The following is a 13029-nucleotide window of genomic DNA, read 5'->3' as shown; positions in this document are numbered from 1 at the left end:
TGGGGACCTTGCAGCAAACTTTTGCTTTTTCAATCTTTCTGAATAATTTTGTAAGTGATTTAATCACACTGTCGCATGACTTACCGGCCTTATCTTAATTATATCTTCGTCTTTGCTACTTTGTTGTTGACCAGTTGCTCCAAACATGCGTCCCCACAAGATGTGGCCCTGAACTTCATGCATGCCATTCAGCAATCAAATTTTGAACTGGCCAAAAAATACGCCACCAAAGAGTCCCAACAAGTGATTAGCCTCTATGCTATCTTCGACGACCGCCGCAACAGTGCCGAACGCGATAAGATTCGCCAAGCAGAGATTAGCATTGTTAACCACCAGGAAAAAGGCGATCAGGCTACGGTAACTGTCCTCAATTCTTCTTCCAAAAAAGAAGAATTGTTACAACTGGTTAAAGAAAGCGGCCAGTGGAAGATTTCCCTGACTTTAGAAAGCATTATCCCCAACTCACCGGGCACCGCTCCTACAGATAGCCTGGCTCCCGCCGTTAACTATCCGTCAGATAGTTCCAGTAATACCGACCAGGGTAAAAGCCACTAATTTTATTATTTTGCTCCTTTCGCTGATATTTTTTTAGCTATTCCGCAGGAGTTGCTTAATTTTGCGCTTCCTTACGGGGCCATGCTGTTTTGTGCCAACGATCTACAGCGCGGCTACCAGGAGTTACACACACATTTAACTAAACGCTAGTATTAAATGACGACGACAAATCCATGGCATAGCGTGTCTCCGGGCGATGCCGCACCGAAAACGGTCAACGCTATTATCGAAATCCCGAAAGGTTCCCGCGCCAAATATGAATTGGATAAAGAAAGCGGCCTGCTAAAACTGGACCGCGTACTGTATTCCTCCGTGTACTACCCGGCCAATTATGGCTTTATCCCGCAATCTTACTGCGACGATCATGATCCGCTGGATATCCTGGTGCTTTCTCAGGTGGAATGCGTGCCCATGTGTATCATTGAAGCAAAGGTAATTGGTGTGATGCAGATGGTAGACGGCGGCGAAGCCGATGACAAGATCATCGCAGTAGCCTCCCACGACATGAGCGTAAACCACATTAACGACATCAGCGAACTGCCGCAACACTTCCTGGAAGAAATGCGCCATTTCTTTGAAGAATACAAAAAACTGGAAAAGAAAACCGTAAAAGTGGAAGAATTTCAAAACAAAGAAAAAGCTTTCCAAATTATCGACGACGCATTTAAACTGTACCAGGAGAATTTTTAATGTTCATTGAACATTGTTCAAGGTACCAGATAATACGACTATTAAGAGAGGCCGGCAGCGTAACAAAAGTTACGTTGCCGGCCTCTATATCGTTATACCTGCTTTAATTACGGGTATTTGCGCCACGTGTGGGCTAATACGTAACTTGTTTAATAATTGTTCTTTGACCCTCACCGAAGTACTCTTACGCAATTGGTCGTACATAATGCTTTATATATGGTACTTAATACAATCGCTTAATAATTCTAAGCCGGTGTGTTCTTTCTCCGGTATCGGCATGAATGATTCCTTGCGTATCGATGGCGTCTACCCTCACTTTTCCAGAGGCATGTAGTATTTCATGGTCGTTGAGCAATATGCCTACATGCGTAATGCGGCCTTCGGCGTTATCGAAGAAGGCCAGATCGCCCAGGCGGGCTTCCTGTAAGAAGTCTAGCACCTGGCCTTGGGTGGCCTGCTGATAAGCGTCGCGCAACAGGGGAATGCCCAGGAGACGGTAAATGGTTTGGGTAAATCCGGAGCAGTCTACCCCAAAAACGGTACGGCCGCCCCAGAGATAAGCGGTATTGAGGTAGGTGAATGCAAGCGCCCGAAGCTGCTGCCGGAATAGCTCGCTGCCGGGATGATGATGAGGAAGGGCCGCTAGCGCATCGCCAAACGATACGTTGGTAAGGCCCCAGGTTGCCGCTTCGCTCCCTTTTAGCACACAGCCAAAGGGCAGCCACATGGGTTGGCCATTTACCGTGATGGTGTTTGCCCAGCCTTTGGCATAGTGCGTGGCAGGCGCTTCATAAGCTTCCAAGGTAATGGACGCTATGTGGGAACCGGTAATGAACCCTTCGTACCCATCGTACTGATGGCGAATTTTCACCCACCCGTTTTCTGCTTCGTGCAATACTTCCATGCAGTCGCCAAATAATGTTTGGGAGATCATTTCACTTACATGCGCAGCCTCCTTGCGTAAGGGGGATACGGGAACAACGGTAATGGCGTATGGCATATTAATTGTATAAAATGTTTTATATAATCCCAGGGATAAAAGCGTAAATTATAAAGAATATTTTTCTATGCAGCAGCAGTTAAATAATTTATCCGACAAGGAACTTATTGTTCGCAACAAAAAGGGCAAAGATCCCGAAGCGGAAGCCGTGCTGCTGGAGCGTTACGGCCACCTGATAGTGGCCGCCTGCCTTCCCTGGCTCAATGCAGAACGTAATGCGGGCATAGTATTTCCGGCCCTCCTGGAGAAACTGCGCAGTGGCCTTAAAACCGATGCTATTTACAAAGTGAATGAATGGCTGCACCAATATATCCGCAATATGCAAAACAAGCAGGATAAGCCACTGGCCTATCCTTCCCGTGAAAAACGCTCCCTGCTGGGTGTAGAACAGGCCGTGGAAAGCGCCCTCACCAACACGATTAGCACCGACAGCATGGCCAACCGCCTGGCCAATGCCATGGGTACCCTATCTAAAGACGAACAACAGGCGCTGACAGGCTTTTACATCGATGGAAAGTCTTTCAACGATATGGCAAAAACAAGGAATATCACGACCGAAAAAGTACGCCTGGCACTCAAGTCGGCCAAGCGTAAATTAGCAGTACAAATGATGGAACAAACTTATGGCCAGTAATGTACCCGCCAACCCGAAATTGCTGAGAATATTCACTCCGGTGCGTTGCCTGAACCGCGACCAGATGCCCCGTTATATTGAAGGCAAACTGACGGACCTGGAGAAGCACCTGGTAGAGCAACACCTGGTAGACTGTGACCTGTGCAACGAAGCGCTTCGTATCCTGGAAAATGATACCCACCGGGGCCGTTATAACACCCTGGTAACACAATTGCAGCAATATATCCGGATAAATATAAAACCAGCATCACAGGTTAAGAAAAAAGAAACGGCCATCCGCAAGGAACGCAACCGCGAAAGCATGCTGGCCATCTTTTGGATGATTGCCTTTATATTACTAATTGCTGGCGGCATATATGTGTACAATGGCTTCCAGCGGGAGCAGTTACAAACGGCCGGCCTACCCCCAGATCGCTCTTCCACCGCTATACCAGCCAATACAGCCACCGACCTGCAACACCCTTCCGCCCGCCACTCCGATACGATCGCTCAAGCTGGGGCTACGCCCATTTTGGCTTCCGTAACAACGCAGGCCAACGCCATGCAGCCCTCCACCCCAGCCAGACATACGGACAGTGTCCGGAAGGCTGCTATCCCGCTTGCCATACCCCAGCATAAAGACAGTGCAAGCGCCCCCATTAAGAAGACTACTGACAGTACCGCCAAAGCGCCCTTACTGACCAAAGCGCCGGATTCTTCCAAAAAGATAACCGACGATAAAAAAGAGGAGGATAAAAAGCCCGAGCCTAAAAAACCCGAGCCTAAAAAAGAAGAACCGAAGAAAGAAGAACCGAAGAAAAACGAAACAACCAAACCTGAAGCCACTAAAAAGAAAGACGACACACCGCCTAGTAACTCGCTCGATGAGTTCATGTACAAAGCAGCCCGCGTATCGCAGCAGGATGGCGATCTGAATGAGGCCATAGCCCGTTACAAAAATATCGTAAACTCATCCAGCCCCAAATATGTGGAACTGGCCACATACCAGATTGCCCAGTGTTACAAAGCACAGGGCCATCATAGCAAGGCCAAACGTATGTTTAAGGAAGTAATTAAAATGAATGGTAGTATGAAAACCCAAGCGCAGCAAGCCATAGACTCCGACAAATCAGATGCAGACTAAGTGACTGCATGGCAATTATACCGGCCTGTTATCCTCGCGGATAGCAGGCATTTGTTTTTTTAAGGCATGGTAGCGTATTATTTTTATGGAAATGTAGGCGCACTTGCGTCTTTTGGATATTATCTTTAGCCTGTGACTCAACCACTGCACACCGATATCAGCGATCAGGACCTGCTCCGGCGATACACTGCCGATGGAGACAGCTATTGGGTGGGCGTACTTTTTGACCGGTATGCGCTTCAGCTACTGGGCGTGTGTATGAAATACCTGAAAAACGAGGAAGACGCCCGCGACGCCGTTCAGCAGATTTTCCTGAAAGTATTGTCAGATATTCATAAACACGAGGTCGTGTATTTCCATGCCTGGATTTACCAGGTATCCAAAAACTACTGCCTAATGCAGTTGCGTCATCCTGAGCGCCGCCATCCCGCTGAGCTTACGGAGCAATATTCCGAACAGGCGGCCGCCCCCCTGGAAAGCACCCTCAACCCGGTAGAGCGGGAAGCGGCGCTGGAACATATGGAGGCTGCCCTGCAGCAACTTAATGAGCCGCAGCGCATTTGTATAACCCGTTTTTACCTGGAAAAACAATCTTACCAGGAAATTGCCGACAGCACCGATTATTCGTTACTGCAAGTGAAAAGCCACATTCAGAACGGAAAACGTAACCTGCGGTTATTCATGGAAAAACAGGGCGCATTTAAGTCCTAGTGTTTACATTTACAAGGCATATGAAAGCATCTTTCGACGATATTTTTGTGACAACGGATTGCCCCAGCCAGGAGCAACTACTTGACTATGTGCAGGGCAAGTTGAATCCGGAAGAGCGCCATGCCATAGAACACCACCTGGCCAGCTGCGAAATGTGCAGCGAAGCACTGGAAGGTTTGCAATCTATTCATCAAAAAGAAAAGATTTCCGGCTGGCTCCAAGAAATGAAGGGAAACATGCTGCATAAATTGCGTAAGAAAAACCGCCAGCGCCGCCCGGTGGACTTTAATATTGTGCAAGTATTGATTATCCTGGCAGTTATCTTTATAGTGCTATCCCTGTTCTTTAGTTACTACTATTACAGCCGGCACTAAAGCAATGCCGGATAATAAAGAAAAAGGTGGCCACTACTGATCACCTTTTTTATGCGTCCAGGAGCCGCTTTTATGGCATTAATACAATTGCCGGTCGCCTTTATCCTTCCAGTTTTGAAACACCCTTAAAGCGCCCGCAGAGGGCATTGCAATCAATGGTATTTTGCGCTCCGCATGTGGGCGGTTAAATTCTTCGTAAATAAAAGAATCATCAAATTGAATAGCGGCGGCATCGGCCTTGGTATTGGCGAAATACACCCGTTGCGGGCGGGCCCAGTAAATGGCACCCAGGCACATGGGACAGGGTTCGCAAGAAGTATAGATCTCGCATTGATGAAGCTGAAAGGTTTGCAGGTTTTTGCAAGCGTCGCGAATGGCCATAACCTCGGCGTGAGCGGTAGGATCGTTGGTACGCAGCACCTGGTTCCAACCCCTGCCCACGATGGCATCGCCCTGCACTACAATTGCACCAAAAGGGCCGCCATCACCGCTTTCCATTCCTTCGGCAGAAAGGGCTATTGCGATGTCCATAAAGTGTTTTTCTCTATCTCCTGTCATAAGCTCAAATGTAACGGTTAATGGGCAAAAAATAACCCGGCGAAGAATCGCCGGGTATCATGTAACTGTATATCGTCGTATTTATAGAAAATTGAATTGTTCTTTTAATGAACGCTCGCAGTAACGGTATTATTGGCTGAAGCGTTTCTTACTACTACAACTCCATCAAAAACATCAATCAGTACCGGTTTACTCTTATCCACATCGCCGGCCAGTATTTTTTTACTGAGCAGGTTAATGATCTCTTTCTGAATTAAACGCTTTAGCGGACGGGCACCGAATTGCGGGTCAAATCCTTGCTCTGCGAGGTAATCAAGTGTATAGTTTGAAAACTCCAATACTATGCCATTCTTCGCTACCAGCTCTTTGAGTTGTTGTAATTGTATGTTAATAATTCCCTTCACTTCGGAACGCATCAATGGCTGGAACATAATCACTTCATCTACACGGTTTAAGAACTCCGGACGAATGGTTACCTTTAGTAAATTCATTACTTCTTCCTTCGTCTTTTCTACAATATCTTCTACGTCGTGATCTGTCACTTTTTCAAACCTTTCCTGTATAATGTGACTACCCAGATTACTGGTCATGATGATAATGGTATTTTTAAAATTTACCACCCGGCCTTTGTTATCTGTAAGCCTGCCATCATCCAGCACCTGCAATAAAATGTTAAAGACATCCGGATGTGCTTTTTCGATTTCGTCCAGCAATACAACGGAGTAAGGTTTGCGGCGTACCGCTTCGGTCAGTTGGCCACCTTCATCGTAGCCTACATATCCCGGAGGTGCACCCACCAGGCGGCTTACGCTATGTTTTTCCTGGTATTCACTCATATCGATACGCGTCATCATAGCGTCGTCGTCAAACAGATAGGCTGCCAGGGCTTTGGCCAGTTCCGTTTTACCCACCCCGGTAGTACCCAGGAAAATAAAGGAGCCAATGGGCTTCTTAGGGTCTTGCAAACCTGCGCGGCTGCGGCGGATGGCGTCTGCTACGGCGGTAATAGCTTCTTCCTGTCCTACTACACGGTTATGCAGTTCGGTTTCGAGGCTGAGCAACTTATCTTTTTCGCTTTGCAACATGCGGGCTACCGGTATGCCAGTGGCTTTAGACACATTCTCTGCAATATCTTCGGCGTCTACTTCTTCTTTCAGCAGGCGTTTGTGTGAAATGCTCATACTATTTAGTTCCGCCGTAAACTGCTGTACCAGCGCTTCCTGTTCTTTTACTTTACCATAACGGATTTCGGCTACGCGGCCATATTCGCCATTTCGTTCTGCCTGGTCTGCTTCCTGTTTCAGATTTTCGATGGCGGCTTTAGCGCTTTGTACTTTGTCTACAATTTCTTTTTCCTGCTGCCATTTTGCTTTGAAGGTATTACGGTCTTCACTTAGTCGGGCTATTTCTGAATTCAGGTCGCTAAGCTTTTGATCGTCATTTTCACGTTTAATCGCTTCGCGTTCTATTTCCAACTGCCGGATGCGGCGTTCCAGTTCGTCCAATTCTTCCGGCATGGAATTCATTTCCAGTCGCAATTTGGCGGCGCTTTCATCGATCAGGTCAATGGCCTTATCTGGCAGAAAACGATCTGTGATATAGCGGTGCGACATTTCCACAGCGGCAATGATGGCTTCATCTTTTATCAGCACGTGGTGATGGCTTTCATACCGTTCTTTTAATCCACGCAGAATGGAGATGGCGTCTTCCACGGAAGGCTCATCTACCAGCACTCTTTGAAAGCGGCGTTCCAGTGCTTTATCCTTTTCAAAATATTTTTGGTATTCGTTCAGCGTAGTGGCACCAATAGCACGCAGCTCCCCGCGGGCCAGGGCGGGCTTCAATATATTGGCTGCATCCATAGCGCCTTCCATGGCACCTGCGCCTACCAGCGTATGGATTTCGTCGATAAAGAGGATGATATTACCATCACTTTCCGCCACTTCTTTCACCACAGCTTTTAAACGTTCTTCAAATTCGCCGCGGTATTTGGCGCCCGCCATAAGCGAGCCCATATCGAGGGCAAAGATGATACGGGATTTCAGGTTGTCCGGCACATCGCCGCTGATGATGCGGTGGGCCAATCCTTCGGCGATGGCAGTTTTACCAACACCTGGCTCCCCTACGAGGATAGGGTTATTTTTAGAGCGGCGGCTCAGGATATGCAGGGTCCGGCGAATTTCTTCGTCGCGGCCAATCACCGGGTCTAACTTACCGGCGCGGGCCAGTTCGTTGAGGTTCTTGGCGTATTTCTGTAAGCTGTTAAATTGTGCATCGGAGGTTTGCGAATTCACGGTTTGCCCTTTCCGCAATTCACGAATGGCAGCCTTCAGTCCCTTTTCGGTAAGGCCCGCATCCTTTAAGGCTTTGGCGGCATCGTCGCTGCCAGTAAGTATACCCAGCAGCAGGTGTTCCACACTCACGAATTCGTCTTTAAATTCGGTAATGGCGGCACTCGCCCGCAGCATAGCATTGTTGGCTTCGAGGCTCAGCATTTGGCCTGCCTCGCCATTGCTGGCTTTAGCATATTTGCGCAGGGCTTCTTCCAGTTTGCTTTGTAGCAACACGATATTCACATCATTTTTCTTCAGCAGGTAGTCAATGGCATTGTCGTCATCATCTAACAGCGCTTTCAGCAAGTGTCCCGTTTCCAGGGATTGATGTTGCAGGTTAAATGCAATTTGCTGCGCCCGTTGAAGGGTTTCCTGTGATTTAATGGTGAAGTTATTCAGGTTCATACGTTTAATTTCCTTTTGTAAAAAAAGCATTGGGATTTACGGGATCCAATTCCCCGTATTGCTTTCCCTTTAAGCAACAAATTATACACCAGTTGGAAGAATCGGTTATTCTGTCATTTTAAATTATAAAAAACTGATTTTTTGCCAGTTAGTAGCAAAAAATACTGCCATTTGAGGTCATATGGACTGCGCTGTGGACAAGGCTGGGCATGCTTTTGGCACTAAAATACAGCTACCGCGAAATAACAAACTGGGGGCATCATCTTTTTGAAGAAAGAATACCCTACCTGGACGCACAGGTGACTGCCTATACCGGTGTACAATAATCTTCTGCCTTATTACAGCACGGCCCCTCACAATCGTAGCCGCCGCGGACGCATTTTCCCCATTGCGCTGTTCGCGGTACGCTTGATCATCGTGGCAGCATCCTGGTTTTTCCTTTCCGGTAGGCATGACGGCGCACAAAACAAGTTTACCACCACGATAACCACCTCCCAAAAACGGATACCATTAAACATTAATCGATAGCCTGCCAGCCAGGTCTATAAAAAACAAAAACCAACCTGTCCATATGCAGGTTGGTATATATTTTTATAGGGCGTATAAATTTATCGATCAAAGGTAATAGCCATGCGGGCCTACTGTTTCACAAACACCACCTTTGCATGGTCTGCTTTATAAATGCCATCGAAAAATTCTACCGCAGAAAGGTAGGTACTGGCGGGGAAAATGCCATTGCGTTGTTTATAATCGCGGATATAGGTAAGGGTATTATCTTTCACTTGTAGCTCTGCGTGATAATCCCCGAAAACGCTGTGCAGGTCCGTGTTTTTGGGGAAAGACTCCGGTGTGTAACCGAGCGGCAGGGAGAATACCGTTGTATCGGAATCATGAATAGCATTAAACAATTGCAGGTTGCCCGTACGGACAGAATCTTTAGAGAGCCTGAAGCCGGAACGGTTCAGCACATTCGGTTGTAAAAAGAGGCGCTTACCGGTGATCTGTGCATAGTTATTTACCGTAAGCTGCATATGCTCGTCAATGGCCGGAATTTTTCCGGGCCATTCAGTCCAGGTATAACTGTTTATATCGTAACTGGGCAGGCTGTATTGCTCTTTAAGAATTTTCAAAATGCGCTCCTGCGAAACGTTGTGATTGCGGCCATGCAAGTTGTCTTGCTCCTCGCCGGTACTGCGGGTAAAACAATCCATAACGGCATTGCCGGTTTCGTCTACCTTCACGGTAAGGCGACGTAGTTCCTTATTGCTGTCCATGTTATAAATGGGTGTGTGCACCAGGGTGCCTCCTTTTTCGTTCACCGCCAGGCAGTAACGGTTAGAAGTAAAGGCGCCCAGGTAACCAGGAAATAGCGTTTGACTGGTACATTCCAGCCAGGTGGTATCTTTTCCTTGCGGCACCATAAGTATCACGTGATTAAACTGGTCGCTGGTAAAATCGGGGATGAAATCTGTTTCATAATTGCCCCCGTGAATCAACACCTGGCAGGAAGGTATACCAGCGGCTTTCAGGAGGCTATACATGTAGTTAGAAAGGGCCTTACAATCGCCATAACCCTTTTTGCTCACGTAGCCTGCGTCGAAGGTTTGCAGGCCGCCAATGCCCAGCTGTACACTCACATAGCGGGTATTTTGCTGTAAGTAATTATATAAAGCGCTGATCTTGGCATTGTTGTCTTTCAGTGTATCGGTGAGCTGGTGAACTTTGGCCAGGACGGGTTCTGGCAGTACGTCGCGGCCGGCATTCAGTGTGTAAAAGAACTTACCCATATTATCCCAGCTATTCATGTTGCCCTTATACTGCTGCATAACAAAATCACCTGGACCGGTGATCACGTTAGGACTGCGGCGGCTCCAGGCTTCGGCCAGTATTTCGTGGTGTACGGCAGCTACATTACTCACTTCCCAGTCGTACTGATGCATACCCTTTTCCGGTGTGCTTTCTTTTGGCTTACCGATATGTTCCGTTCGATAACGTAGCGGGTAGTTGTCTGGCAACTGTACAGTGAATGTGCTATGCTGTACAGCCACCCAGTCATAGTCCTGCGGGCGCCAGCGGGGAAACTGGAAGCTGTTGTAATTTTTCACCTCTACCTCATACTCTACCGTGTAAGGGTAACTATTGTAATCGAAGTTGTAGCTTTTATAGCGGGCGTCGGTCATCATGGTGCCATCATCAACATCGCTGCCGTCGCGGATATCGGATGATTTGAGTTTGCGTATTTGCTGACCCGACGGATCATATAACACTCCTTTAATGCTGCGGATCTCGCGCATGCCTGGCTGGTACCAATTTGCTATATGGCCGTAGTGGTCGCCCTGGGGATCTAGCACCGTTACCACATAGTGATTGATCTCCCGGGTGCGGTCTGCATCCTCCATGCGAAATACAAGGCTTTCTTCCCTTATAACTGCGTGTGCATTTTTTTTAAGGCTGTCGGGAATGCCGGCCACCGTGTAAAGCGGCGCTTTGTCCTGGGCGTGTACAACACCAAAGCCTGCCAGGAATAAGAGCGTCCAGCATGTTGTTACTTTCATCAGGCTTTCTTTTTCAGCACGATCTGTTCGGCTTCTTTTTTAACAATATAATTATAAAATTCCCGCAGATCATTGTACTCTTCTGGTTTAAAGTTGGCCCGGTTCAGGCGGATTACGCAGCGAAGCTGTAGGCTGCTGCCACTACCCTGCACCAAATATTGAAATATGCCATCGGCATCATTCAGTTTTACCAAAGCGGGTTTGGGCAGCTCTTCAATTTCGTAATTATCGGGCAGCTGCAAATTTAGGGTATAGATCTCGTTGATCAGGTAGGGAATCTCCACCGGGTAGCGGCGTTCTGCTGCGGCAAATGGATTTTCTTTTTGAACCTCCCCCCACAATGGTGCCAGGTAAATATGATCTTCATCGCCCCCCTGTAGTTTAAACTCAAAACTCTCCGTAAGCGGTATGTCCAGGCTATCCAGGTTCTCCATGTTGGTTTCGCTGATAGCAGCATCGCTGGCAAAAGCCTTGCCGGCGTTTTTGAAAAATTCTTCTTTACCTTTTGTCTTTACCGCTTCTCGGATGCTGTAGGAGGAATAGTAACCGGGCAATTGCTGATAGCTGCCGCTGATATCGCCACTTTTGTCCAATACAGCCATCACGCTGGTAACGGATTGCTCCTTTATGGAATCGGCGACGAAATACACAGGTGGTACATCGGGTGTAAGCAGTCGGGCATGACCGTTGTAGCATTCCAGTGGCAGGTGATTGAAGCCCAATAAAGGTTTAGAAGCGTCCATCACATATTCATTGTCGCCATCCTGCAGGTAAGTTATCGTATAATTAAAACGGCGCAAAATAGGATACAACGCTAAAGTAATACCGTGATCGCGGGTGCTGAGGATAATAGGCCAGGACTCCAGGCCGGCGCGGCGCAGCATGGCCACCAGTAGGAGGTTTAGCTCTGCACTGTTGCCCTTCTTGTTATTGAAAACCGTTTTTACGGAGGTGGCGTCCATGGTTAACCGTTCGTTATCTGTACAGGTAAAATTTTTCTGAACGTAGGTATAGAGGCGCCGGGCCTTTTCTTCGTTGTTGCTGGCGCCGGCAGTCACGCTGTTCACCACATCGGCCAGGAAGCCATTGTTTTTGTCGATAGTGGCACCAAAATATTCGCTTTCCATCAAACGTTCTCGCAGCTTGGACCAGCTACCCATTCTGTTTTTGGTAACCCCGTCTGGCGTGGTGATAGAGCCTAGCTGAAACTCGATTGACTGCACATGGTTGCGCAGGGTTGTGGTATAATGTTCGACGCGCAGGGCAGGCATGTTATGGCTAATAAAACGCCAGTCGGTTACCTTTGCCTCCATGTTCACCGTTTCTGTGCGTCCGGATGCCCCATCTGGCTCATAGCGGAAGTTGAAATTCTGACGCCGGTCGCTGTGGCTTTCGTTGACGGAATAATAACCTTGGCGCAGAAACACGAAGTTGAACCATTCAGGTATGCTCACGTTATATTCTGTCCAGATACGGGGGTATTCTCCTTGAAAGATCCAGCCGGGCAGATTGGATTCGGAAAAGGAGTGCGTGGAGTAAGTCACCTCTATGATAGAACCTTCTTTCACATTAGGCAGGGTGAATTTCTCTTCAAAAAGATCCTCGCTTAGTTTATTAATGAAAACGGATTTGCTATCCAGTTTTGTTTCCGTTACTTGCCCATTTTCCAGGTTGTACGTCACGGCTTTGAGGTCGGACACCCTGTCGTCGGTACTGTTAGAATATCCTTTGTTGAGGTATATGGAAAAATTGGCAGCATCATAGCCGGCTTTATGTAATATATGTACGCGGGTGTACCGCTTAAACATAACTTCCAGCAAACCGCTGTTGCCATTGTATTCTGTATTGCCCACATCTGCCAGGATGACTGCATCGGCCGCGGAATCGATGGCGTAAACTTTGGGCTTAAAATCTTCCGGAGTTACCTTCCCAAAACGGTAAGGCAATTTCTCTTTTTCCTTTTTATCCTGGGCATGGATTGGAGTTACAAACAGGGCCGCACAGAGGCCCAACAAGCAAATAATAGGTGGCTTCATACAGTTTTAAGGGTATTTAGGTAAAAGGGTATTTATATTTTCGGTAATGTTGGGT

11 protein-coding genes are annotated in these 13029 nt (G+C 47.6%); 6 read left to right on the top strand and 5 right to left on the bottom strand.

Annotated features, from left to right (window positions below):
* Window positions 1–75: 75 nt before the first annotated feature.
* Window positions 76–555 (top strand): DUF4878 domain-containing protein, encoded by a 480-nt coding sequence (locus GA0116948_RS07380; RefSeq protein WP_089710659.1) that lies wholly within the window; start codon window positions 76–78, stop codon window positions 553–555.
* A 156-nt stretch (window positions 556–711) separates the two neighbouring features.
* Window positions 712–1245, top strand: coding sequence for an inorganic diphosphatase (locus tag GA0116948_RS07375; RefSeq protein ID WP_089710657.1), 534 nt, complete (start codon window positions 712–714; stop codon window positions 1243–1245).
* Between the two features lie 223 nt (window positions 1246–1468).
* On the opposite strand, the gene GA0116948_RS07370 is transcribed toward GA0116948_RS07375, so the two are convergent.
* Complete coding sequence (locus GA0116948_RS07370; RefSeq protein ID WP_089710654.1) at window positions 1469–2245, bottom strand: C40 family peptidase; 777 nt, start codon at window positions 2243–2245, stop codon at window positions 1469–1471.
* Between the two features lie 67 nt (window positions 2246–2312).
* Here GA0116948_RS07370 and GA0116948_RS07365 point away from each other — a divergent pair, with 67 nt between their 5' ends.
* The 4 genes from GA0116948_RS07365 (at window position 2313) to GA0116948_RS07350 (ending at window position 5087) form a co-directional block, all read left to right on the top strand.
* Entirely contained in the window at window positions 2313–2879 is a 567-nt protein-coding gene (locus GA0116948_RS07365; RefSeq protein ID WP_089710651.1) for a sigma-70 family RNA polymerase sigma factor, read from the top strand.
* Window positions 2869–4002: a tetratricopeptide repeat protein gene (locus GA0116948_RS07360; RefSeq protein ID WP_089710649.1), complete on the top strand. Its 1134-nt coding sequence runs from the start codon at window positions 2869–2871 to the stop codon at window positions 4000–4002. Before GA0116948_RS07365 ends, GA0116948_RS07360 begins: the two co-directional genes overlap by 11 nt.
* A 132-nt stretch (window positions 4003–4134) precedes the next feature.
* Complete coding sequence (locus tag GA0116948_RS07355; RefSeq protein ID WP_089710647.1) at window positions 4135–4713, top strand: RNA polymerase sigma factor; 579 nt, start codon at window positions 4135–4137, stop codon at window positions 4711–4713.
* 20 nt (window positions 4714–4733) lie between these two features.
* Window positions 4734–5087 (top strand): anti-sigma factor family protein, encoded by a 354-nt coding sequence (locus tag GA0116948_RS07350; RefSeq protein WP_089710645.1) that lies wholly within the window; start codon window positions 4734–4736, stop codon window positions 5085–5087.
* Between the two features lie 78 nt (window positions 5088–5165).
* On the opposite strand, the gene GA0116948_RS07345 is transcribed toward GA0116948_RS07350, so the two are convergent.
* The 4 genes from GA0116948_RS07345 to GA0116948_RS07330 form a co-directional block, all read right to left on the bottom strand.
* A complete protein-coding gene (locus tag GA0116948_RS07345; protein WP_089710643.1) occupies window positions 5166–5645 on the bottom strand; it encodes a nucleoside deaminase in 480 nt (159 codons plus the stop codon).
* 104 nt (window positions 5646–5749) lie between these two features.
* Entirely contained in the window at window positions 5750–8383 is a 2634-nt protein-coding gene (clpB, locus tag GA0116948_RS07340; RefSeq protein WP_089710640.1) for an ATP-dependent chaperone ClpB, read from the bottom strand.
* A gap of 638 nt (window positions 8384–9021) precedes the next feature.
* Window positions 9022–10938, bottom strand: coding sequence for a DUF3857 domain-containing transglutaminase family protein (locus GA0116948_RS07335; RefSeq protein WP_089710639.1), 1917 nt, complete (start codon window positions 10936–10938; stop codon window positions 9022–9024).
* Window positions 10938–12974, bottom strand: a complete 2037-nt coding sequence (locus tag GA0116948_RS07330) for a transglutaminase domain-containing protein (RefSeq protein ID WP_089710637.1) — start codon at window positions 12972–12974, stop codon at window positions 10938–10940. The genes GA0116948_RS07335 and GA0116948_RS07330 overlap by 1 nt, the downstream gene beginning before the upstream one ends.
* Window positions 12975–13029 lie beyond the last annotated feature (55 nt).

Source organism: Chitinophaga costaii (assembly GCF_900094705.1).
GTDB classification, from domain to species: Bacteria; Bacteroidota; Bacteroidia; order Chitinophagales; family Chitinophagaceae; genus Chitinophaga; species Chitinophaga costaii.
This window is presented reverse-complemented; position numbering and strand designations above follow the sequence as displayed.